Here is a 24,478-nt window from a genome sequence, read left to right as displayed (position 1 = left end):
AGGGTAAATTAAGGTTTGAAAAAATCGGTATAAATAAAGCTTCTACCTTTAAAGGATTCTGTTCAAAGCACGACAAAAAATTATTTTCATGTTTCGAGGATACCTCATTTATAGGAACACAAGAGCAGTGTATAGCTTTAACTTATAGATCTATAGCTAAAGAAATTTATGCTAATTAAAATGCCTTAAAAGTAGCAGATTTCATGAAGAATATGGATCGAGGAAGACCGCTTTTGTTTCAAATAAAGCTACAAGAGTATAACTATTTTTATAAATTAGGCTTACAAGCAGCGATCATTGAATTATATAAAATTAAAAGCAATCTAGATCTTAAGTTTTTAAATAAAAATTATGAGCATTATAACTTCTTAATCATAGAATCCTCAGAACCACTACCAGTTGTAGTGTCATCAGTAATTAATCCTACACAAAATTTCAAAGGTGAGATTCTACAAGATCTATCGGATCTAGAAGCAAGACCTGAATACCTAGCATTCAATGCATTTTCAAGTAACAGAAAAGGATTCGTAGTTTTCAGTTGGTTAAAAAAAGCAAATATAGTAGATAGCTTTATAAACTCTCTACTAGAAATAGATATAAAAGATATGTCTAGCTACTTAATTAACTTCTTTTTTAGCTCTGCTGAAAACACCTTTATTTCTTCTGATTGGTGGGAGGATCTAGACATTTTACAACGTAATAAGATAGAAGAACTTTTTAATATAAGTTCAAATCCTTTTAAAGATAACTCTGAAAATATTCTTATTGACAATGAAGTTAAGTTTACAGGTTGGAATATTGAGAATATCTATAAGGTTTGATTATTAGAAAGTTATACGGTGTGCCTTGTATATCGTATAACTAACTATCCTATCAATATTGGTGTACAAAGTGCACCCTGCCAAATACTTACCTTTTTTAGTCGTAGGGTGCGCCTTGCGCACTGATGTTAGAAATTATCTTGATTAAGATGCGCAAGGCACACCCTACTCTTCTTCAAATTTTATCACCTTATAATAGTCGCCTTGAGATGCGGTTTAGCCGTGACTGCCGCGGTATCCTGTACATCTGGGCGGGTTGCGGGCACTTGGCTGAAGGTAGTCTCGCTGAGCAGGAATGCCAGCAGCCAATAGTGACCGCCCCGCTCGGAGTACAGATACAAGCAGAAGGCGCGATTGGCTCAACTCAAAAATCCTGCAATACAATTCTATAAATCCATAGCTGCAAAAGTCTCTTTTTCTCGCTACAATACGCACTATAAAGCGTTCGCTGATTTTGGCTTATTAATTGTCATAAATTGGACGCATCCCTTTTTATATCCATAATACGAGAATCCCATGAGCCATAGACCTCCTGCTGACCTATTAGCAAAAGCAAAACACTGGCGCGATGATATTAATTTTCGTCAAGATGTGTTGGGCAAACCTTTTGATTTTGCGACCACGTGGGGTATTTTTTCTCCGCAAAAGCTTGATGACGGTAGCTTGATGCTACTCGATTATATTGATTTTGAGCAGGATGATGACTCAATAGATTTGGGCTGTGGTTATGGTGTACTAGGAATGGCAGCAGCACGCGAATGTCCAGATGGTCAGCATACGTTGATTGATAAAGACTTTATGGCAGTGGAATATGCACGCCGTAATTGCGAAAAGAACGGTTTAAATAATGTCGATGTGCATTTATCGAACGGCTTTAACCATGTGGATAAAGCAAAAGATTTCAGCCTAGTGATGTCAAACTTGCCAGCCAAGGTTGGTAAAGAGCAGCACTATTTATATTTCCTCGACGCCCATGCGCGTATGCGTAAAGGTGGCCGCTTTTATGTGGTGACTATCAATGGCCTACGTCAGTTTATGAAGCGCTCATTTACCGAAGTATTCGGCAATAGTGAGAAAGTTAAACAAGGTAAAACCTATACCATTACTATGGCAACTAAAGATTAAGCCGTTGAAGTTTCGGTCAAAATTTAAATCAAAAAAACATGCTAAAGATAAATTCTATTAGCGTGTTTTTTTATGTCTATTCATACCCGTTTACATTTGTTTTTTCAGCAGATAACCACCAAGTATGGTGCTAGCGATAATCGGTAATAGCACCATCAACAGCGGTGAAAATCCGGTAGCCAGCGAGACAAAGCCAACCAAATCTTGGATATAGCTGAACAATAAGCCAAATAATAAGGCCACTACAATTCGCAGGCCTAAACTGTGCGTGCGTAATGAGCCAAAGACAAATGAGCAGGCGACAATCACTAGCGATAAGATAGACAAGGGTGAGAGGAGCTTTTGCCAAAACGCCAGCTCATGCGTTAATGAACGTTGACCTTGTTGGCGCATAAACTGTCGATGCGCATACAGCTGGGTGAGCGATAAATCTTCGGCTTGACGTGTGAGTAGATAAACCGACTCAGGGGCAAATGGCAGACTTAAAGTATCGGAGGATGACTTAGCTTGAGTGGTATTGAAGCCTTGATTAATGATCAGCTTGGTCATATTGCTCAATTGCCACTCGTAGCGATATTGCTCGCTTGGTTTAGCGCTTGCTGTATTGACTGGCTGACGACCGATATATTTTCCTCCTTCAGCATGAATAGCCGTTTGCAAGTGGCCATTATTATCCAGATGCCAGCGCTTTACTGCACCAATATTACCTTGCACATCTGCATAATCAATATAAAGAATATCACTACCATCCGGCTGGACGTTTGGCGTATCGGCAGTGTTGCTGGCATTTCCAGTAACGGTCTTAAAGCGTGGCTGCACCGTCCAATAGCCACGTACGGAGGTGACTAGTGAGCTGCTGCCTTCACTATTAATTTCATTAGCCAATTGATTGGTATGCGGCAGTACAAACTGATTAATTGCTAATGCCAGTAGTACAAAAACCAAGGCGGGTTGTAACACCCAACCAACAATACGATAAACGCTGATTCCTGAGGCGCGCATGACTATCAGCTCGCTTTTATTCGCCAGTAACCCCAAGCCAACAACTGCGCCTAATAGAGCGCCTGTTGGGATAAACTCCTCTAAAAAATATGGTGAGCGATATAAAATGTATTTGAGTGCATCCGACATAGTATAGCTGTCAGTTAGCGCATCAAGTTCTGCTAGGTAAGAGAACAAGATTTGTAGCGCCCAAAGCCCCAGTACGGCGGCAATAATCGCCAGTAGCGCATTGACTTTGACATAGCGGCTAAGTACTTGTAGCTTGGCAGGCTGATTTTTAGAAAGCAAGGAGCGCATTAGGCTTGCCCTCCATGTGAGCTATTGCTTTGATTATCAGTAGCATCAGTTGCTATTGACGCCTTATCGGTAAGGCGGAAACGCAGTCGATGTTGTATGCGGCTACCCCAGTTTAGATATAGCGCCAATGCTATGAATCCTAAGATCAGCCATGCATACGCCCACACACTAACACTGCCTTGACTCACCGCATTTTTAAGAGAAATAACCCCAAGCGCACAGCTAACAAACAGTAAGATAGATGGAAACAGACGCAGCCAGCGCCCTTGACGGGGACGCACTTGCGCCAGTGGCACTGCCAGCATAGGCGCAATAATTATCAGCCACGGAAGCGCCAATCGATAACCCAGTTCCGCTTGTGCTGCCTGCATAGCATTGACACTGCCGCCTTGCGCGCTACCAGTTGCCGCTTGCCATAATGGCCCTATCGCTTGGGTTTCAATATTGTTTTCAGTCACTATTTCTTTAGACGATTCGGTTAAGGTAATACGGTAGCGATCAAAGCTGACTTGATTATATTTCAGGCTACCGGCACCAACTTCATAACGACGCCCTTGGAATAAGTCTAACTGAGTCACACCGCTACCGCCATTGTCCACTTGCACCGCTCGCTTGGCCAATGTAATAGTATCTTTACTAATAGATTGATTGCCGCTGTCCATAGTATCGATCAATTCTTTAGGTAACTTATTAGACAGTTCTGGAATAGGTAATTGCTCTGTTATTTCGGAGTCTGTGTTTTTTGTAGAAGCCCCTTTTTCTTTCGGTTTAGTTTGTATCAGTATCACATCTTGTAGCTGTTTTTTATTATCACTGAGACTGCCAACATACAGATGATAATTGCCACTACTGATAAACTCATTAGGACGAATCAGATCAAAGGCACTGGTTAATGCTTGCTGCTGCCAAATGGTCTCAGATGAGCGTACCCCCCACGGCTTACCGACTACGGACAGCGCCGCTTCACCGACAAATAGCGCTGCAATCAACGGTATCATTAGTCGCGCAAGCTTACCACGGGAGACCCCACTTGCATTAATAACTGCCATTTCTTGATCGACGTAAAGCCGCCCAAATACTAGCATCAAGGCAATAAAAAAGGCTAGAGGTAGAATTAACTCCAAGAAGTACGGCAGATTATAACCAATAATGATGAATAACAGGCTGATATCTAAGTTGCCTTCAGCGGCGATACCAAAGTAACGTATCAGACGGCCACCGAGCATCATCACCATCAAAAACCCCAATACCAAAGCGGTGGTTGAGGCAACCTGACGGGTCATGTAGCGGCGTAATATCACAATAGGTACTCTTAGCAGTTGGCGTTCACGCGAGAGATCGCATGTTTATAAGTAAATATAGAAGCGACACTTAAATAGCGTGTCTGTAGAACTGCTGAGGCTACTACTTAAAAGGGCGTAAACGCAACTGAAACAGTTGTGCACCAAACCAATTAAATATAAGCGTCAGACATAACCGCTAATGCTAGCATGTTTTTGTAAAAAATAGCGGTGAAATGTGTTTGTAAACATTACCTAAGCCTTGCTAACTACGTACTTATCCCTCGATAGATACCATGGTAATGTTAGCTTAAGATACTAATATATGCCATCAGCCCTTTTTAACCGTACCACTTTCTTTCATTATTACTAGTTCGCTATTACGGGTATTTTTTATCATTGATATCGCTTATATTTTAATAGTCAGTAACTGCAGTTTGAATTGTTATAAATAGTAATGCCCTGTTTGCTCAGTGATGATAGGACCATAAATCACCCCAAATAAGCTTTTGCCTCATTTATTTAAAAAATTTGTGTATGGTTCGTATCATGCACTGAATATCTTAACCATTAGTTGTTAGAATTTAGCTTCACATCATAAAGTCGAAACCAAATAACTGTCGTTACTTTCGATAAGATGCTTTCGTTGCTTTCGACAGAAGAAAAGCGAATGCACGCTGTAGCTACTTTATATGAGTTTGACCATATAACGGAGAATAAAATGTCTGTTCCCTCTACTCTACTTGAACTAGCTGGTGGTCAATTCGATACGCTTGATTGGTCAAATTGTGCTGTCGTCTTAATTGATTTTCAGAATGAATATGTTGACGGCGCGATGCCTCTAGGTGATGCTGGTAGCAAAGCGACTGCAAACGCACGTCTACTGCTTGATAAAGCCAGAAATGAAGATATTCCTGTTTTTCATGTGGCGCATCACGGTAATGAGAATATTTTTGATCCGTCATCTTCCAATGTTGCCATTGTTAATAGCTTACAACCAATAAACGACGAAAAAACTATCACCAAAATGCACCCCAATGCCTTTCATGACACACCGCTACAGGAGCTTATAAAGGCCACTGGCAAACAACAAATTATCTTTGCTGGTTTTATGAGTCACATGTGTATCAGCTCAAGCGTAAGAGCCGCCTTTGATCTTGGTTTTCAGAATTATGTTTGCCATGATGCTTGTGCGACTCGTGCCTTACCAAGTGCGAAAGGGCAAGCCATCAGTGCTGAAGTTATGCATGATACTGCCATGGCGGCGCTTCAAGATAGATTTGCAGCTCTAGTATCGACGGATCAACTGGTTAATAACTAATTGCAGCGAATACGATAACGGGCTAACAAGCAGCCTATTGACAAATAATGCCCGTCATACTATTAGTTAGCCTGTTAATAGCATGTCGAGTATTGGCGTATGCAGTCGACAATATAATGCAGCAAATAGGTTCAGAAACATTACCTAACCCTTGCCGACTGCGTACTTATTACCTGATATGCTACACTATAATGATAGCTCGACATGCTAACAAATCTAATTCTGATACGGCACTAGCATCTACGTTCTTTATCACTTCAGTCATTTAAATCTATGATTGTCGCCAAATGGTTAGTAATTGTGTGTGGCTGCCTGTTGTTTTTAACATTTGTGATGTGAAATTATGGTCTCTAACCTGCCAATATTTATCCATATCACCTAATTATGACTCTAATAAGGATAACAATATATGAATATTAAATTAACTCAGCATCTACCAAAAACTCATACGCAAAAAATGCTCAAAAAAGAAGCCAAAGATAAAGATGCAGCTTGCCTAGTGGTACTGGTCGATGATAAGAAGAATATACTGGCTGAGTCCGCTTTAAGCGATTACCAAACACGGATTGAGCAACTGATTGAAGTTTCTCATTTTAATGGTAAAGCCTGCGAAACGGTTGCCGATTATGCCTTAGCCGGTGATAAAAAAACCACCAAGCAAAACCCAGTCCAGCTATTATTGGTTGGTGTTGGCGACTGCGATAAGCTCAACAACACTATATTAGAGAAAATTGCCAAGACCATTTATCAAAGCACCCAAAAACGCGTTGCGTCTATTACTGTCGCCTTAGGTGATGCTTTAGAAGAAGCTGAGTTTGGTCAGTTTGCACTCAACCTGTTAGCAGCGACCTATCGTTTTGATAAATATAAATCTGAACAAAAAACGCCAGTATTAACAGATATCTACTTACTTGCCGATGAAGCATTACAGCCTGCATTAGACTTTGTACAATCGGTGTTTATTGGTCAAAGTCTCACTCGTGACGTGGCCAATGAGCCAGGTAACATTTGCTTCCCAGCTTATATGGCAGATCAAGCACAAGAACTAGCAAGTGCTTATCCTGATGTGCTAAAAGTAACAGTACTTGGCGAAGAAGAGATGACAGCACTGGGTATGAATTGCTTCATAGCGGTCGCTCAAGGCTCAGCTAAAGAAGGCAAACTAGTACTTTTAGAATACCAAGGTAAGTCAAAATTTAGCGCCAAAGCAGCAAATAGTAGTGCAAAAGCCAGTAGCGGTCTAAAAGCACTCACTGATAAACTCCCAAGCAAAAAATCTGCCAAAAATGCAGCTAAAAACAACGAAGGCAACGTACAAACTTCAAATGAAGACGCCCCTATCGTTTTAGTTGGTAAAGGGGTTACTTTTGATTCAGGTGGTATCTCAATCAAACCTGGCGCCGCAATGGACGAGATGAAGTTTGATATGGGCGGCTCTGCAGCTGTATTGGGTACTATTAAAGCGCTTTGTGAAGCGCGCTTACCTATCAACGTCGTCGGCGCTCTCGCTTGCGCAGAAAATATGCCATCAGGTGATGCCACACGTCCCGGTGATATTGTCAAAGCTATGAACGGCAAGTCGGTTGAAATTCTAAATACCGATGCTGAAGGTCGCTTAGTACTAGCAGATACCTTATGCTACGTCCAGCGTTATCAACCAAAAGCTATCATCGATGTTGCCACTTTAACCGGCGCTTGTGTGGTTGCCTTAGGTCACGTACGCTCAGCGGTATTTAGTAATGATGAAGACGTGTTATTTGCACTAGAGAATGCCAGCGATCAATCAGGTGATCTTATCTGGCATATGCCAATGGATGATGCTTATCAATCATTGCTAGACTCGCCGATCGCTGATATGCAAAACATCGGTGGTAAGGGTGCAGGCGCAGTGACTGCAGCTTGCTTCTTGTCGCGCTTCGTTGAAGACGGTCAAGCATGGGCGCATTTAGATATTGCTGGTACCGCCTGGAATTCAGGTTCCGAAAAAGCAGCAACCGGTCGTCCTGTACCACTATTTATGCAATATTTAAAAAACTGTGTAGAAATGGATTAATCGTTAATGATGATTGTTAATATAGAATATTTATACTATGAAAATTAGTTTTTATGTTCTGAGTGAGAGTAAAGCCCAAGATTTCTTGGGCTTTATTTGTCAGTTGTCCCAAACGGCGCTCAACAAAAGCCGTCAATCACTGCTTATTCTTATTGAAGATGAGACGCTATTGGCCACGCTTGATGACGCGCTATGGGGTCATGATGCCAGTAGTTTTATTCCGCATCACCTTCTTACGACAAACGCTGATTCTGTTGCCTTTATAAGTAAACCTGTAGCGCCCGTTCTACTGGGGGCTCATCTGCCAGCGGAGTTTGCCGGTATTATTATTAATACCACCGCCCGTCCTATCAATGACTTTATTACCGCCACGAGTAATGCCGTACCCACGCGCATTCTTGAAATCATCAAACCAGATGCATCTAACGTACAAGATGGCCGCAATAAATATAAACACTATCAGCAATTAGGCTATGAATTGACTCATTTTAAAGTCTAGTTCTCTGTGAGTGATGATTTTGTCTAAAATAATACAGTACCTTTTAAAATATAGCCTCCTTCCAAATATAACGCCGCCAACTTTATTTTTATTATAGATAAGCCAATCCCCTGTCATAGCATCCATTTAGCGTTGTGCCTCTCTTCATACTTTTCGTTTTTACCTATAGCCTAACTAGCTCTTGTACGGTAGTAGGCGAATATCTGAAAAAATGCTACCATCCCCCGATTATTATGCCGTTGTTATAATGGCTTTTTATTATTGATTGGGTTAAAGGTGAAATAATGCGTTCATTGATTGCGATGTACCAACGAATAGGGCTGGTACCGCTGATTATTATTGGCTTGATATTGGGTGTCTTAATTGGCTAAAATCTGCTCATCTTGCCCTGCAATATAGTATTTAGTTAATTACTATTTGATACTCTTATTATATTCAAACAAAACACTTAGTTTCGCAACTCAGTCTCAGTCTCAGTCTCAGTAACTGAATGCTAAGACTGGAAAGTATACGGCTCAAAACCATGGTGCCAAATAAAAAACCATCATATGTAGTAAGGGTTTTACGCTTAACAAAACCGCACATAGCACCATACGTATGCTCTCTAAACGCAGTTATACTGCACCTCTCTTTTAGACTCTAGTTGAAAAATTCGATCTATTTCACAGTCACCTTTGTAGCTTTGTCATCATCAGTTTTGGTGCTTAGCAGCATCTATCTATAGGTACTCAAAATACACTAATACCCTAGCCATTCTTGGAAAGGGTTTTTTACCTATTATCAAAAGAAATTAACATGAACATTAATAGAAAAATGAACAGTGCTAGCTTCACTTTCCATACATCCTGTATTACTTGGATTGCCTGTAAGATCACAGGGGCAATGACTGTATGAGTGTCGACGAACATAAAAAGTCTGAGCTTGACGCCCCAAGTTTACCTATATGGAAGCTGCTAGCATTCACCTTGGCAGGCTTCCTCGCCATCATGACCGAAACCATGCCTGCCGGTCTGCTACCACAAATAAGTGAGTCCTTAGGGGTTTCTAAAGCGCTAGCAGGCCAGTTAGTAACCTTCTATGCGTTAGGCTCTGTACTAGCCGCTATCCCAGTTATCGCCGCCACTCGCAGTTGGAACCGCAGGCGGCTGTTCTTGCTGGCAGTCACTGGTCTGTTAGTGTTTAATATCATTACGACTTTGTCCAGCCACTATGGCGTCATTATAGTCGCACGTTTTGCCGCAGGCATGGCAGCTGGGGTGATATGGGGATTATTACCCGGCTATGTATTGCGAATGGTGGCAGACAATATGCGGGGGCGTGCATTAGCAATAACGGGTGTAGGTCAGCCCATTGCGCTGGCCGTCGGGGTGCCCTTAGGAACGTGGCTGGGTTTGTTATTCGACTGGCGTGGGGTGTTCTGGATCATGTCAGCTCTAACCTTGTTATTATTAATCTGGGTACGTCTAGCGATACCAGACTTTGCTGGTCAGTCAGCTAAACAGCGCCTGCCAATCCGGCACATTTTCTTGATGCCAGGTATCCGCTCCGTATTGCTAACGCTATTCGTATGGATAACCGCTCATAACCTTCTCTATACCTACATCGAACCCTTCTTAGCATCGGTCGGGCTGGCAGAGCGAGTGGATGTCGTGCTGCTACTGTTCGGTATTTCCGCTATGGTAGGAATCTGGCTCACTGGGTTATTAGTAGATCACTGGCTACGCGCCATAGCTTTGATAAGTTTGAGCGCTTTCGCGGTAGCAGCATTAGTATTGGGTTTCTCTGGAGGCTCCACTGCACTCGTGCTAGTGGGCATAGCCATATGGGGAATCACCTTTGGCGGCGCACCGATCATGCTACAAACCGCGCTGGCAGGAGCAGCGGGCTCTAATGCCGATGTGGCACAGTCTATGTTTGTGACAATATTTAACTTAGCAGTAGCTGGTGGCGGGGTAGCAGGCGCGATACTACTACAACGTATTGGAGCGGTATCGTTTCCGTGGGCAGTGTTGGCGCTGGCGCTGCTAGGTCTGTCAATAGTATGGTCGGCTAAGACAAATGGGTTTGTTTCGAGCTAAAGTTTAGGCTAAAAACTGGAACGCGGCTACCTCAATAAAAACACACGCGCTTACGTATTAACTTAGATCAGTTATTTTTGACTATTTATAAAAATAAAAAAGGGCATCTATTGCCCTTTTATTTCATCCATTATTTATGACTGTGTTATTCAACCAGCTTTTCTAAACATCGTTTGAAGTAAATTTTTCCATTAACTTAACCATTAACTGTACGTTAAGGAATTATTTTAAGCTACTGACATCTACTTCAATCATCTGGGTCTCAACTTCCCATTGGCGTTTAAATTGGCGCAATTGTTCCAGCTCATCCAAGAGCTCAATGATTAAGCCGATAGCTGGCACACTGGCTTCAAAGTCACGGCTCAGACGTGACGCTCGGCGAACGGTGGTCAGCTGATAACCACTGAACTGTTGGCTTTCAGGCACGTCATATTCGATAATACTTTCTTCAATCAAAGCAATAACCCATTGGCGTTCTTGCCCGCAAGCAGATACCAGCTCATCCAAGCTCATGATAATGTCGGTTAATTCAGGCGAGTGTTTCATAATTATTATCCTCGTTTGCGCTTTATTTCATCAGTATCGTATGGTTGTTATCTCTATTACTGTTATTAAGGACTACTTTTAACGGCTAATGCTGATATCGGCAAAGGCTTGTTTTAGCTGCTCATAGGCTTGTTTTGCTGTATCGGTACTAACGTCTGGATTAACAATATTTAAGGTTAAGTACAAATCACCGGCTTGCTTGGCCGGGATACCCTTGCCTTTCAAGCGTAAATTGCTGCCAGATTTACTGTTTTTAGGAATAGTAACGCCTAAGGTGCCCGCTGGCGTACTGACATTAATTTTTTCACCAAGTGCTGCTTCCCATGGGGTTATGTTTACGGTTTGATAAACATTAGCACCATCCAAGCGGATATTATCAGCATGAGTAATTTTAACTTTTAAGAATAAATCACCATTTTTGCCGCTCCCATTGCCCGCCGCGCCTTGTCCGGCTAGACGAATTTGTTTGCCATCGGTGATACCTTTAGGAATTTTAATTCTGAGGGTTTTATTATCGTAGCTGACATGGCCATTAGGCTGGCGGACAGGGACGTTCAGTTTAATACTATAATCATCGCCATTATAGACCGACGCTAAATCAACATTAATTTCTGCATGCTGGTCTTGACCTTTGCTATTTTGCTCAGCAAAACCGCTACGTTGCGACTGTCCACCAGCTTGCCCACGTGCGCCGCGCCCAAATGCCGAAAAGATATCATCGAAGCGGAAGCCGCCATCGCCATAGGCTTCGCCGTCGCCAAATTGACCTTTCATATCTTCCCAACGTTGACCACCACCGCCGCTCGCTTGACCGCCAAATCCGCTTTGTCCTGCAAAAGGATTATCGAGCATGGCATCATATTCGGCGCGCTTATCCTTATCTCTTATAGTTTCATAAGCGTTATTAATCTCGGCAATCTTATTGTCGGCGTCCGGATCATCGCTGACATCAGGATGATATTGGCGTACCAGCTTGCGGTATTTCTTTTTGATATCGGCGTCTGAGGCGTCTTTTTTGACTCCTAAAGTGTCATAGTAATTTTTCTCAGCCATGTTATTTTTCCTTAAGGTAAAAGCTTTTTAATGGTGGTGATGTGCGAACTTTAAACAATATGGTATAGAAGTCTACATGACTGTGAAATAACCGTTTATAGCGTGACGCTGTCGTTAATCAAGCCTTACCAGTACGCCTTACCAGTAATAGTGCCAAGCGACACTAGCGTTTAGGCTATCCGAATCATTTACGACGTTATTATTAGTGTGGGTGTCAGTATGAGTTACTTTGATTCTAGCATCATTATTTTTGGACAGTTGTTGCCGTAATGTCAGCTCAGTTTGCGAGATTGGCGAGCGACCTTCGCGCTTATTAGTGCTATAAGACAACTCAGCGGCTTGACCTTGTCGTTTGGTACGCAAACCCAGCTCAACACCGACATCCAGATGTCTGTCTTGATCGTGGACAACCGCATTTACCATACCATAGCCAAGCACCTGCGCGCCAAACATAATACCAGCGCCAATCCCCGCTTGACCGTAAGGACTATGGTTATCGCCGGTAAATAAATCCGTACGAGTGCCTGTTTTTAATTGCCAAGACAGTTTAGGCTCTCCCGCTAACGGCTGGGCTAAATCTTCGATTTGTTGCATATCTAGAAAAACAAAATCCGTAAGCGCCAACTTATCCTCATCAAAATCATAGCCAAACGATACTTGTACGGCTTCAAAGCGTTTATTAATATCGTTGTAAGGATTTAAGGGGTCTTTTACAAATAATGATACGCCTATTTGTGCGCTCTCTTCAGACAAAATAACTTTGGTTTGGGTCGTTTTATTGCTTAATGCCGGTGAAGGCTTATCAGGTATCATCAATTTAGCCAAATTATTGCTAGCAGGCAAGGTAAAACGTTGGCTCAATAATTGCTTTTTTAATGCCTGATTCTGAGGAGTGTCATTTTGTGAGATTTTATAAGTGCGATGCAAAATTAGAAAATCAATCGCCAAGGCTCTATCTTCCGAATTTAAGGTTAAAAGTGACGCTGTGTTTTCTGTACGAATGACCGAGTTGATGACAGTTTGGATAGATGTTGGTAGCTGCACAAACTTCTGTCTTAACTGCGTTTGTTCAGAAGGCAAATAACGGACTGAGGCAACCAGTGGCGAGGTATTGTTATTGGCATCGTCATTGTATTCTATTAATTGGTCGAACACATAATCTGGGGCATACCAAGGACCGAGGCGTTCCGTAGTTTTTACATCGCTAATTAGCTCTAATATCTCTCCAGAGCGATAGCCACAGTTTTGTTTAATAAAATAATAATCAAAGCGCGCAGATTTGGCTTCATACAAATGGTAATTCAACAACTGAGTTTCAAACGCTTCAAGATTGAGGACATATTCCCACATGTCTCTTTGCTCGTTTTTAGAATATACCGCATCGTGCTTAAAAAATTCAGCCTCTGAAAAACCCGCATCATAAAATCCAAAAAGCCCTTTAATGGCATACATCACCCCATTGTCAGTTGGTGGAATACGAGCACCAAAATTGTATGAGTTATTCAGTAAATCCTTACCTGAAAGTTGCCCAGTGACATGGTCACCGCTCTCCATTGCCGCACTGGTTTTGACCAATACATGGCCAAATGAGGAAGCCGGATTTTTTAAATAGTTACTCACCAAGATAAGGCTAATCTCTTGATTTGAATCCGGTAAATTAGGACAGCGTTGCAAATCAATTTTTAATTCAGGCAGATGCCGATCAAGCCACAAGTACCGGGCTGGATAGCGACAAACAATGCTATCATCGCGCACATTTTTTAGAGTAGCTATTAACTCATCATAAAGACTAAAGCTGTCGGTTGATTGTGCATTGAGGTCTGTCAGATAAAAGTCTGACGATATGACTTCAGCTTTGCCGTTTTTATAAAACAATAAATGTTGCCACTGCGAATGCTCAGACAATGCTTTTAAATATTGCGGGTCAATATCTAGTTTTTGTTTTAAATCTTCTGTAGTTTGTACACCCACTTGTGTGTTATCTAAGTCATTGGCCACAGAGATTTTTTTATCAGATTTATTATCGCTATAGTCAATAATATCTTTTGCGTCAGCGACTGCTGAATCTGTTACATCAGTTCCTGTGACATAAACTTCCGTTACTTGAAAATTTGTTGCATAAGCAGTGGACATACCAAAACAGACGACCCATAAAAATAATTTTTGCATGTTTTTAAATACCGTTTTTTAGATATCGCTATTTAGACATCTGAATTATAGAAGCAATAAAAAACACGTAAGCGCTAAGTTTACGTGTTTTTATAGTTTAGCAATCAAGTTCATGACTAAATAAGTTTATGCTTAGATAGCACAGCTTTGCTGAACGATGCTATACAGTGTTTGAGCGTTTTGATCTTGAGTTGCTGTGCGATATGCAGAAGTTTGCGCATACTGACCATACTGCGCACGTACGCTAGCAGTTGAATCACAGTTAGCAACATTTTCTAATGCAGATAAATGAGCACCTTGACCTGAAGCTAAGTCTTTTTCAACACTTGGGAATGCTTCTTTAATAAGAACGGCTGCTTTAACATTATTGCTTTGGCAAGTATTAGGAGACATTGAATTAGAAGTCGCAGCAGTGGTACCTAAATCCCATGTTACGTTAGAGATAATTGCTAGAATAGGACTTGAGTTGCCAAATATAGCGCCCCCAATACCACACTCTTTATAAACCTGCTCGATAGTACGACCAGTATCAACTTGAGCACTGGCAGTGCCAAATGGAATCATGACAGCAGCGACTGAAGCAAGCGCAATTTTTTTAAGCATAAAATTTCCTTAAAGGATTATTGGGATATTAGTAAGTAATCTATTCAGCCAAACTAATCATCCATACTGATTATGACTACTGGTTCTAAAAGATTAATTCGAGCGAACATGAATTTTCTGGAAGAATGTTTAACCTTGGGTGCATTTTACAAAGTTGTAATAATTTAGCAAGGTCTTTTTACATTAGTTTCAAATAGTTTTTTGTTCTTATTCTAATAATATTAAATAGCTTAGCTGAATAGTCGTATGTTCTAAATATAACTTCCTTAAAAACAGTAAACGATAGTATAGATATTATGAATCAAATTGTTCATAGACTATCTACACTAACGAGCGTAAACACACTAAAGAAAGATTTGACCTTGGGCGTTTTTTACAGAGCCGTGAGGACATGGCAAGCTTTTTATAGTAAAATACCTATATTATTCATACTCATAGGGAATATGGATAACATAGGCAAGTGTATCTGTCTATTTTATAAATCGCTAAAAGGTATTAAATGTCTTATTTAATCAAGTCTTTGGTTATCACCTTATCACTACTGTTAACGACCACCGTTTTTGCTGGTAACACCAGTTACTACGGTAGTAAGTTTCATGGTAAACGCACTGCTAGTGGTAGTATCTTCAATATGCATTCCTTGACCGCCGCCCATAAAACGCTGCCATTTGGTACGAAGGTAAAAGTGACCAACAAAAAGACAAAGCAGAGTGTGATAGTGAAAATTACGGATAGAGGACCTTTCATCAGGGGACGAATTCTTGATTTATCTAAAGCCGCTGCTGGTAAAATAAACTGTCAGCTTTGTACAACTAGTATGAAGATATTATCTTACGGTGATGGCAAATACCGTAGGCAATAACATAGTAACGTCATAGAAAAGGGAGGGCTAGCGCCCTCCCTTTTCTATGACTTAAATTCTATAACTTAGCGACTACATAATAAAAAACTAAATTCGTCAATAATATTAGCTTAAAACCTATTGGTGTATCACCTACTCATTGGTAGCTAGCTTCGCTGACTCAATCTCTTTTACCCAAACACCTCTTACCCAAACTTTGCTTCCATTTCCTCTAACGTAGTCATCGCTACCAGTAAAGATTCTTCACTAGCGCTATGCTGCTGCTGTAGAGCGGTTTGCTCATCAAGTAAGGTCATCAAATCAGATTTACGGCTGTCTTCATAAAGATCAGTATCGCCAAGCTTAACTTCTAAACTTGCCAGCTTATCGTCAATTTTTGCCAACGCTTTTTCTGTAGCCTCAATCTCGCGGCGAACAGGAGCAGTAAGCTTGCGCTGGTCAGCGGCCAGTTTGCGCTGCTCTTCTTTGGTAAGTGTTGATGCCGCTGTCGCACCTACACCTGATTTAGGATTTGCTAGTTTTTTTTTAGCGTGCTTTGAGTTATCAGTCTCAGAATCGCTAGTGTTAGTATTTGTTTTACGTGAAACGTCCTCTTTATTAACGAATTTTTTCTTGGCTTTTTTATTCTTACCTTTTTTATCGGCGCCTTTATCTGGACTGTTGGCTTCCTTGCGTTTATCCGACAACCATTTGCCATAGTCATGGATATCGCCATCAAACTCTTCGATGATACCGTCATGTACTAGATACAGCTCGTCACAGACGTTAGCAATCAGTTCGCGATCATGCGAAACCAGCACGACAGCACCCTCAAAACCTTGTAGAGCCATGGTTAGGGCTTGGCGCATTTGTAAGTCTAAATGGTTGGTAGGCTCATCGAGTACCAACACGTTCGGGCGCTGCCAAACAATCAAAGCGAGCGTTAAACGCGCACGCTCACCACCTGAGAATAATTCGCTCGGAGTGTCAATACGGTCGCCACGGAAGTCAAAACCACCCAAAAATGAACGCAATTCAGCGTCTGATGTCTTGCCAGCCAAGCGGCGCATCATCTGTAGCGGGGTGGCGACAGCATCTAAAGCATCCATTTGATGCTGGTTAAAGTAGCCTAATTTGAGCGTATCTGAAATATTATAAGTACCAGATAATACGCCAAGCTCACCGACCAGTGCTTTAATTAGGGTCGATTTACCCGCACCATTCATCCCAAGCAAACCAATACGGGTGTCAGGGGTCACTTGCACATTGGCGTTATAGAGTAGCGGCGTGTCGGTGTAACCAATATCAGCATTGGTTAGCTCAATCAATGGCGAGCTCATATTGGCAGGCTCATAAAAACGGAAAGTGAACGGATTGTCCGCCATCATTGGTGACAGCTCACTCATACGCTCAAGCTGTTTGATACGGCTTTGCGCTTGCTTGGCCTTACTGGCTTTGGCACGGAAACGACGGATAAAGTCGTCCAAATGTGCCTTAGTCGCTTCTTGCTTCTCAAAAGCTTGCTGCTGCTGCGCCATACGCTCATGACGGGTACGAATAAACTGCTGATAGTTACCGGTATAAAGGGTGATTTTCTTTTGTTCAACGTGCAAGATATGACCAACGGTATTATCCAAGAATGTTTGGTCATGGGAGATAACAATAACCAAACCCATAAACGCATTAATCCACGTTTCTAACCATAAAATAGCATCCAAGTCCAAATGGTTGGTCGGCTCATCCAGTAACATTAAATCAGCGCGACTCATCAAAGTCTTCGCCAAGTTTAAGCGCATACGCCAACCACCCGAAAAACTGTCCACTGGCAGCTCGTGTTGCACGGTATTAAACCCAAGTCCTGCCATGATTTGCGCGGCTTTGGTTGGGGTACGATAGCCGTCAATTTCATCGAATTGCTGATGCAATACACCAATTTGGTCATCACTAACGGTGCTCAAATCACTCAAAGCCTCATTAATTTTATACCACTGCTCATCGCCGCTGAGCACATAATTAATCGCCGTTTGTGCACTTGCGCCTACTTCCTGCGCCATGTGCGCCACCTGCCAGCCATCCGGGATCGTCACTTCACCGCGATCGAGCGTCACTTCAGTATCGCCCGTGCCCATGCGGGTTAGTAATAGGGCAAATAGAGTAGATTTTCCGGTGCCATTATTGCCCGTTAAGCCCACTTTATGGCCCGGATGTAGCTGAAAGCTAGCACCAGCAAATAATTCACGACCATCACGGCGAACACCAACGTCTTTAAATTCGATCATAGGGTTTTTTCATCTCAAGAGTTTTATAAAATGTATTGTTAATAAAAACAAGTTCATAGGCAAAGTGCACTTTACTAAGTGCCAACTGCCGGCTATTATTTCAAACGCTTACCTGATAGGCAAACGATTAAATAACTATTTCGTCAATCAGCATGCAGCGCTACTGTATACAACACCAAACTAAGCTTCTCTTTTAACAAACACTGCTGTCACCCTTGACAAACTTATCACAACCCCAATTATGATATACTGTCAAGATACTATTGACATCAGGCAGTTAAGCGCTAGCAGCCTTAGTCTTAGCCTAACTGTCTTACCATAATGACGACCGTCCCCAATCAAATCAACCACGCCGCCATGTCCTACTATCTAATATAACGCCCGTCAGGCATCGGTAGACAACGACAGTATTTGATTTTAGCAACTGAGGTAGATATGACCGACACAACCAATCAATACAATCCAAGTGCCAGCCAACCTGTAGATCCCACTATCTTAAATCTTACCGATAGTGCGGCCCAAAAGGTACGCAGACTACGTGAAGAAGAAGGGGATAGCAATCTTATGCTGCGCGTTTATGTGACTGGCGGCGGCTGCTCAGGCTTCTCGTATGGCTTTAACTTTGCCAATGAACTCAATGAAGATGATGCCAACTTTGACAATGGCGATGTGACTTTAGTTATTGACTCGCTTAGCTATCAATATTTGCAAGGCTCTACCGTTGACTATACTGAAGGGCTTGAGGGTGCGCGTTTTGTGGTAACCAACCCCAATGCCACCACGACTTGTGGCTGTGGCTCATCGTTTTCTATTTAAGCTGAGGTTACTGATAAGACAGCTGTCGTTCAAGCATTAACTAATTTATTCTTATAATGTACAATCCGCTATGAATAATAAATTAATTGCAGGTCTGTATTATTTGGTATCACAAGCGCATCACAAGATAGAAAGTAAGAGACAGTTCAATATTCAAGATTCAGTTTGATACCGATAAATTAGCTAAAAAATGGGCTGCTGATACTCTTATATATTGTTTATAGATAAAAAGGTATCTACCTGCTGAGTGGATACCTTTTTTGGTTTAAACTTATAGTGTGATTGGTATAATATTACAAGGGCAGACCGTTTTTTATGGCTTTAAAAATGGCTGTTATTAATATTCTTGGTGTCGGCGCTACTAATTATAGTTAACTATGTAAGTAACCCAAACCATTAAGCTGGACTTAAGAAAAGGTTACTGAATTTGTAATCGTACATAGTTTTTAATACCGCTTTGGGCTAAACTGACCTCATTATTGACCCCAATTTTAAGCAGCCGCCGCTAGGCTTTCCTCTGCAATAATAAATAACAATAGATGACTAATATGAGTAATTTTGCAAGTAGCTTTGTCGATTTTAACACCCCAAGCTGGTTTGACAGTCAGCATTTGACAGGCATGTTACGTGGTATTGAAAAAGAAGGTTTGCGAGTCAAGGCTGATGGTTATTTAGCACAGACGCCACATCCAGAGAAACTTGGGTCGAAATTGACGCATCCCTTTATCACCACTGACTACTCAGAGAGCTTACTTGAGCTGATCACCGATCCAAAAAGCACACCGAAAGATACGCTTGGAATGTTACGCCAGCTGCATGTTTTAGTCTACAAAGCGCTTCCTGAAGAAGAGCTAATGTGGCCACTGTCGATGCCATGTATGCTCTCATCTGATGATGCGGATATCCCACTGGCAGATTATGGTAGCTCCAACACCGGTAAGCTAAAAACTCTTTATCGTAGCGGCCTTGGTATACGTTATGGGCGGCGGATGCAGACCATTGCAGGCTTGCATTACAATTTATCATTTGGTGATGGGCTTTTTGAATCATGGCAAGCCCAAATGCCCCAAAATCAGGCGCAAACACTGACAGAGTTTAAGAATGATAAATACCTGGGCCTCATTCGCAACTTTAAGCGTCTGACCAGTCTGGTTCTATACTTACTGGGAGCCAGTCCCAGTGTTTGCCCTTGCTTTTTAGCAGGACGTGAGCATGACTTGGAGCTGCTCAACGACTCGACCTATTATAAACCTGCCGCGACCAGCTTACGTATGGGCAAGCTTGGCTACACCAATAGTGTCCAAGAACATCTCGATATTCGTTATAACAATCTTCCTGAATATGTTGAAGGCTTACGCCGTGCGATTCAAACCCCGCATGAAAGCTTTCAGAAATTAGGCCTAAACGATGCTGATGGCAACCCCATTCAAATCAATGATCATATTCTACAAATAGAAAATGAATATTACAGCCCTATCCGCCCCAAACAAATCGCCGCACGCGGTGAAACCCCAACGGAAGCACTTGAACGCCGTGGTATTGCCTATGTCGAGTTCCGCGCTATTGATTTAGATCCTTATAGTGATATTGGGATTCGGCTGTCGAGCGCCTGTTTCTTAGAAGTGATGGCGCTATATTGTTTACTCAATGATTCCCCTGAGCTGATGCCAGAAGAAGAAGAAGAGCTGGCTATCAACCTTGAGCGCGTGGTCAATGAAGGTCGCCGTGATAATTTACATATCGTCAATAATGGTGTGGAGCAATCGCTAGAGAGCTGGATGCTTACTCACTTAAATAGTATGCGCCCATTAGCAGCGTTACTGGATGCTCATTATGGTGGCAATGACTACCGCGCCGCTGTGGCATTGATGCAAGGTAAAGCGGGACATTCTGAATCGACCATATCTGCACAAGTGAACGCGGACAGCAAGCGTCTCGGTAGTTTATGGCAACTGGGCTTTACCTTAGCTCAGCAGCACCGTGCGTCTTTATTACAACAGACTTTAAGTCCCAATAATCAAGCTAAATATGAAGTACTGGCCGAGAAGTCAATATTACAACAGGCTGAAATTGAAGAGATAGAAACTGAAGACTTTATGGAGTTCCTTCAGCAGTATCGCTAATACCTTGCTGATCATTGCCGTTCATAGATAAACTATTCCATAAGAGTAACTGCCAGATGCAACGACTGACTACTTACCGCAATCTACAAGTGCTTTTAGTACTAATGACCGTCATAGGCATGAGTTTTGCGCTGTTTTTTTTACAACGTTATATGGGTTTTTCACCTTGTCCGCTGTGTATTTTTCAGCGTATTGGACTGATGTTAATGGGTGGCTTTGCACTAATTGCGGCCTTATTTAACCCCAAGTCAATGATTATCAAGCTATTATTATGGTTTGGTAGTCTGGTAGGTATTGTCTGGGCAACTGGCGTGGCGGCGCGTCATGTCTGGCTCCAGCATCTACCAGCGGATCAAGTGCCTTCATGCGGCCCTGGCCTCGATTATTGGTTAGATACTCTACCGATGCAGCAAGTATTAAATGAGGTATTGGCGGGCTCTGGTGAATGCGCCTCTGTTGAATGGCGGTTTTTGGGATTGAGTATCCCTGAGCAGTCATTAATATTCTTTAGCGTGCTGTTATTAGTCCAAGTTCTAGTGTTATGGCGTATCTTGCGACCTAAACTATAAGTGTTCACAGCGTAGTGGTTGATCAAGGCTATATATAACCATCCTCCTTTAAGTCCTGTTGGGTACTTTTTAGCTGCTGTCAGTAAGTCATGTGATAGGCCATATCACCCTTGTATTTCCATCTCATTATGACTGCCTTTTTTACTGCAGACGACTGTTCTCATAACAAAAAGTCCACATAAGCATTGATAAGCTTTGTTATCTTAGAACAGCTTATTAGACTTATCGGCATGTGGACTTACCTTATTCATCTGCCGACCTAAATACTACCGATCATTCGAGTTATAACCTTAGTCATTAATACTGGGTAGCTCTTTTAATGTTCAAAGTTAAATATCCTCTAAAGTCTAATATATAAAGCCACTATTTAAAAAACGTTTGCTTGTTGTTGGTATGATTATGATATATTTTGTGTCTATTTTGCCCTCTATTATTACCGTTACAAACCATTTTAGACGCGTACTATTAGCATTGCCTGTTGTTATGTTGATGGGTTGTAATAATCAGTCCTCTCCAGCTGCTAGCGTTGATACTATGCAAGTTGCGCCTGCTAGCGCTATGCAAAATACTGATCAGCAAGATCTAGATAAATCTTTGGATGCTAGTAATAAAGATCATCTGGGCGACCTCAAGGAAGGTCAATCAGAGGATGGAACCCGAATACAACATACGCCGATGATCTCAGAGATGAGCGGTGATAGCACCTTACAGGCAACGTTGATGGGGGATTATGGCGGTAATCTCGCCTGCTCATTTTGCGCAGGTATTGGTATTACGCTTAACTTATTCGCTGATGGATCGGTGCTTAAGACCAGTGTCTACAACAATCCAAAGACCCCGCATGTGCCGCTAATTGAATCCGGTATTTATCGTCAAGATAACAATACCATTACCATTGTTTATGATAAAAAGAAGATCGAAATTTTTCGCATCCAAGACAATCATTTAGTCATGCTGGATGAAAATAAAAAACTTAATGACGATTATGTCTTGTCACGCAAATAACTGATTGCGTAAAGCTTATCGTGCAGAAAAATGATTTTATAACTTATTTTATTTATGAAAAACTATTTATACTGGCTCATAGCCTATATTAATAATGCTATTAAATAAGTCAAATTGATGAGCTGATTTGCGCCTACTTGTTAGGCGTTTTTTATTGGTCATCTACCCGTGTTTACTTTACAATGAACGCGACTTATTTTTACTTTACATCTCTCTTTTACTTAGCTCTTATCTGGCACGGAACGTCTATGCATATTCATATCCTTGGTATTTGTGGCACTTTTATGGGTTCGCTGGCCTTGCTGGCACGAGCGCTGGGACATACGGTAACCGGCTCAGATAGCAATGTTTATCCACCGATGTCCACCCAACTTGAGCATGCTGGCGTCACTATTCAAGAAGGCTATTTGGTGCAGCATTTGCAACCTACACCAGATTTGGTGGTGGTCGGTAATGCGATGAAACGCGGTATGCCTGTGGTTGAATATATGTTGGATCAGGGTTTACCTTATACCTCAGGACCACAGTTTTTATCTGAGCAAGTATTACAGTCGCGGCATGTGCTAGCAGTTGCTGGTACTCATGGTAAGACGACCACCACCACTATGCTGGCTTGGATACTGCATTATGCGGGTATCGATGCTGGATTTTTAATTGGTGGCGTCCCCTTAGTGAATACCAGTGATGAGCATTTAAAACAAATCTTTTCCCATAGCAGCTATTTAGGCGCAGATAAAACAGAAAGCGATATGGCAGGGTCACTAATTTCCGGTTATTTTGTGATTGAAGCCGATGAATACGATTCCGCATTTTTTGATAAGCGCTCAAAGTTCGTTCATTACCGTCCGCGTACCGCAATCTTAAACAATCTTGAATTCGATCATGCTGATATTTTTGCAGATCTTGATGCCATTCAAACCCAGTTTCATCATATGGTGCGTATGATTCCCAGTACCGGTAAGATTATTATGCCAGCCGCGACTATTAGTTTAGAAGATACTTTAGCTAAAGGAGTCTGGACACCCATTTGGCGTACGGCGGTGACTGATACTCAATTAGCTCAACAACACTCTATTAGCGATCAATCATCTAATGAAAAAGAAGGTATTAAAAAGACCAATAGTAGTGACTGGCAAGCTGAATTGATCACAGAAGATGGTGGTCAGTTTAAAGTCAGATTTAATGAAGATACTGATGCTAATAATAGTACTGAGGCGACAGCAACTGTCGACTGGTCTATGAGCGGTATTCATAATGTCAATAATGCCCTAGTAGCAGTCGCTGCTGCTTATAACATAGGTGTCACTGTCGATATTGCCTGCGCGGCGCTATCCACCTTTGCGGGTATTAAACGGCGGATGGAGCTTATTGGTGATGTTAATGATATTTTAGTGTTTGATGACTTTGCCCACCATCCTACTGCCATCACCACTACTTTAGATGGCGCCAAAAAGAAACTGGCAGGCAGACGTCTATGGGCCATTATTGAACCGCGTAGTAATACCATGAAGATGGGAGTTCATCAAGACAGCTTAGCTCAGTCAGCAGCACTGGCCGACTATACATTATGGTATGAGCCTGCTGGTCTTGAATGGGGCCTAAAAGAAGTCATTGACCGTGCCAATGCGACCAACAGCCATATCGGTAATCAGAAAGTCATTCCTAGCGTCGATGCTATTATTGAGCACATTAGCACTCATGCACAGGCAGGCGACGCCATTATTATCATGTCTAATGGTGGATTTGAAGGTATTCATGAACGCTTGCTTACTGCCCTAAGTAAGTAACAAACAACAGATTAAGTTTATACGCAATTAACATCTGTTACCAATCGAATATTTCACTATAAATAGCGCCTTCTTTTAATGATAGAACGGCGCTATTTTTATAGCTCGATGTTATATCGCAAGGCCTTAAATACTCTATTCAAGACTCGCTGTAATAGAAAAAATATTTTAAGTTGTCCTCCTGACTACTTCTGTAACCTTTCATTTACCT

General features: G+C 41.9%; 20 protein-coding genes. 13 read left to right on the top strand and 7 right to left on the bottom strand.

The window, feature by feature from the left end:
- Positions 1-203 precede the first annotated feature (203 nt).
- The 3 genes from AAEY88_RS09505 (at position 204) to AAEY88_RS09495 (ending at position 1,946) form a co-directional block, all read left to right on the top strand.
- Entirely contained in the window at positions 204-821 is a 618-nt protein-coding gene (locus AAEY88_RS09505; RefSeq protein WP_350561786.1) for a hypothetical protein, read from the top strand.
- A gap of 125 nt (positions 822-946) precedes the next feature.
- On the top strand, positions 947-1,213 hold the full coding sequence (locus AAEY88_RS09500; protein ID WP_350561784.1) for a hypothetical protein: 267 nt from the start codon (positions 947-949) through the stop codon (positions 1,211-1,213).
- Positions 1,214-1,337: 124 nt separating this feature from the next.
- Positions 1,338-1,946, top strand: a complete 609-nt coding sequence (locus AAEY88_RS09495; protein ID WP_350561782.1) for a methyltransferase — start codon at positions 1,338-1,340, stop codon at positions 1,944-1,946.
- Positions 1,947-2,036: 90 nt separating this feature from the next.
- Here AAEY88_RS09495 and lptG read toward each other — a convergent pair whose 3' ends face one another.
- Positions 2,037-3,245 carry an LPS export ABC transporter permease LptG gene (gene lptG / locus AAEY88_RS09490; RefSeq protein WP_350561780.1) on the bottom strand — a complete coding sequence of 403 codons (1,209 nt, stop codon included), beginning with the start codon at positions 3,243-3,245 and terminating at the stop codon, positions 2,037-2,039.
- On the bottom strand, positions 3,245-4,528 hold the full coding sequence (lptF, locus tag AAEY88_RS09485; protein WP_350562061.1) for an LPS export ABC transporter permease LptF: 1,284 nt from the start codon (positions 4,526-4,528) through the stop codon (positions 3,245-3,247). Before lptF ends, lptG begins: the two co-directional genes overlap by 1 nt.
- A gap of 718 nt (positions 4,529-5,246) precedes the next feature.
- On the opposite strand from lptF, the gene AAEY88_RS09480 reads away from it, so the two are divergent.
- The 4 genes from AAEY88_RS09480 (at position 5,247) to AAEY88_RS09465 (ending at position 10,476) form a co-directional block, all read left to right on the top strand.
- Positions 5,247-5,846 (top strand): cysteine hydrolase family protein, encoded by a 600-nt coding sequence (locus tag AAEY88_RS09480; protein WP_350561778.1) that lies wholly within the window; start codon positions 5,247-5,249, stop codon positions 5,844-5,846.
- Between the two features lie 409 nt (positions 5,847-6,255).
- On the top strand, positions 6,256-7,899 hold the full coding sequence (locus tag AAEY88_RS09475) for a leucyl aminopeptidase (protein WP_350561776.1): 1,644 nt from the start codon (positions 6,256-6,258) through the stop codon (positions 7,897-7,899).
- Between the two features lie 37 nt (positions 7,900-7,936).
- A complete protein-coding gene (locus AAEY88_RS09470) occupies positions 7,937-8,398 on the top strand; it encodes a DNA polymerase III subunit chi (RefSeq protein WP_350561774.1) in 462 nt (153 codons plus the stop codon).
- Positions 8,399-9,288: 890 nt separating this feature from the next.
- Positions 9,289-10,476: an MFS transporter gene (locus AAEY88_RS09465; RefSeq protein WP_350561772.1), complete on the top strand. Its 1,188-nt coding sequence runs from the start codon at positions 9,289-9,291 to the stop codon at positions 10,474-10,476.
- Between the two features lie 222 nt (positions 10,477-10,698).
- Here the strand turns inward: AAEY88_RS09465 and AAEY88_RS09460 are convergent, their stop codons facing one another.
- From AAEY88_RS09460 to AAEY88_RS09445, 4 genes are all read right to left on the bottom strand, one after another.
- On the bottom strand, positions 10,699-11,022 hold the full coding sequence (locus AAEY88_RS09460; protein ID WP_350561770.1) for a chaperone modulator CbpM: 324 nt from the start codon (positions 11,020-11,022) through the stop codon (positions 10,699-10,701).
- Between the two features lie 78 nt (positions 11,023-11,100).
- A complete protein-coding gene (locus AAEY88_RS09455) occupies positions 11,101-12,075 on the bottom strand; it encodes a DnaJ C-terminal domain-containing protein (protein WP_350561768.1) in 975 nt (324 codons plus the stop codon).
- Between the two features lie 138 nt (positions 12,076-12,213).
- Positions 12,214-14,244, bottom strand: a complete 2,031-nt coding sequence (locus AAEY88_RS09450) for a DUF4105 domain-containing protein (protein WP_350561766.1) — start codon at positions 14,242-14,244, stop codon at positions 12,214-12,216.
- A gap of 132 nt (positions 14,245-14,376) precedes the next feature.
- Entirely contained in the window at positions 14,377-14,847 is a 471-nt protein-coding gene (locus AAEY88_RS09445) for a DUF3015 family protein (protein WP_350561764.1), read from the bottom strand.
- 499 nt (positions 14,848-15,346) lie between these two features.
- Here AAEY88_RS09445 and AAEY88_RS09440 point away from each other — a divergent pair, with 499 nt between their 5' ends.
- Entirely contained in the window at positions 15,347-15,709 is a 363-nt protein-coding gene (locus tag AAEY88_RS09440; protein WP_350561762.1) for a septal ring lytic transglycosylase RlpA family protein, read from the top strand.
- A 185-nt stretch (positions 15,710-15,894) separates the two neighbouring features.
- Here the strand turns inward: AAEY88_RS09440 and AAEY88_RS09435 are convergent, their stop codons facing one another.
- Positions 15,895-17,967, bottom strand: coding sequence for an ATP-binding cassette domain-containing protein (locus AAEY88_RS09435; protein WP_350561760.1), 2,073 nt, complete (start codon positions 17,965-17,967; stop codon positions 15,895-15,897).
- 435 nt (positions 17,968-18,402) lie between these two features.
- On the opposite strand from AAEY88_RS09435, the gene erpA reads away from it, so the two are divergent.
- The 5 genes from erpA (at position 18,403) to mpl (ending at position 24,267) form a co-directional block, all read left to right on the top strand.
- A complete protein-coding gene (gene erpA, locus AAEY88_RS09430; protein WP_350561758.1) occupies positions 18,403-18,783 on the top strand; it encodes an iron-sulfur cluster insertion protein ErpA in 381 nt (126 codons plus the stop codon).
- A 548-nt stretch (positions 18,784-19,331) separates the two neighbouring features.
- Positions 19,332-20,906, top strand: coding sequence for a glutamate--cysteine ligase (gene gshA, locus AAEY88_RS09425; RefSeq protein ID WP_350561756.1), 1,575 nt, complete (start codon positions 19,332-19,334; stop codon positions 20,904-20,906).
- A gap of 56 nt (positions 20,907-20,962) precedes the next feature.
- Positions 20,963-21,475 (top strand): disulfide bond formation protein B, encoded by a 513-nt coding sequence (locus AAEY88_RS09420; RefSeq protein ID WP_350561754.1) that lies wholly within the window; start codon positions 20,963-20,965, stop codon positions 21,473-21,475.
- A gap of 411 nt (positions 21,476-21,886) precedes the next feature.
- Positions 21,887-22,480, top strand: a complete 594-nt coding sequence (locus AAEY88_RS09415; protein ID WP_350561752.1) for a copper resistance protein NlpE N-terminal domain-containing protein — start codon at positions 21,887-21,889, stop codon at positions 22,478-22,480.
- Between the two features lie 248 nt (positions 22,481-22,728).
- The gene (mpl, locus tag AAEY88_RS09410; RefSeq protein WP_350561750.1) at positions 22,729-24,267 is read left to right on the top strand and encodes a UDP-N-acetylmuramate:L-alanyl-gamma-D-glutamyl-meso-diaminopimelate ligase; all 1,539 of its coding nucleotides are present in this window, start codon (positions 22,729-22,731) and stop codon (positions 24,265-24,267) included.
- Positions 24,268-24,478 lie beyond the last annotated feature (211 nt).

The organism is Psychrobacter sp. CAL346-MNA-CIBAN-0220, assembly GCF_040309805.1.
Lineage (GTDB): Bacteria > Pseudomonadota > Gammaproteobacteria > Pseudomonadales > Moraxellaceae > Psychrobacter.
This window is presented reverse-complemented; position numbering and strand designations above follow the sequence as displayed.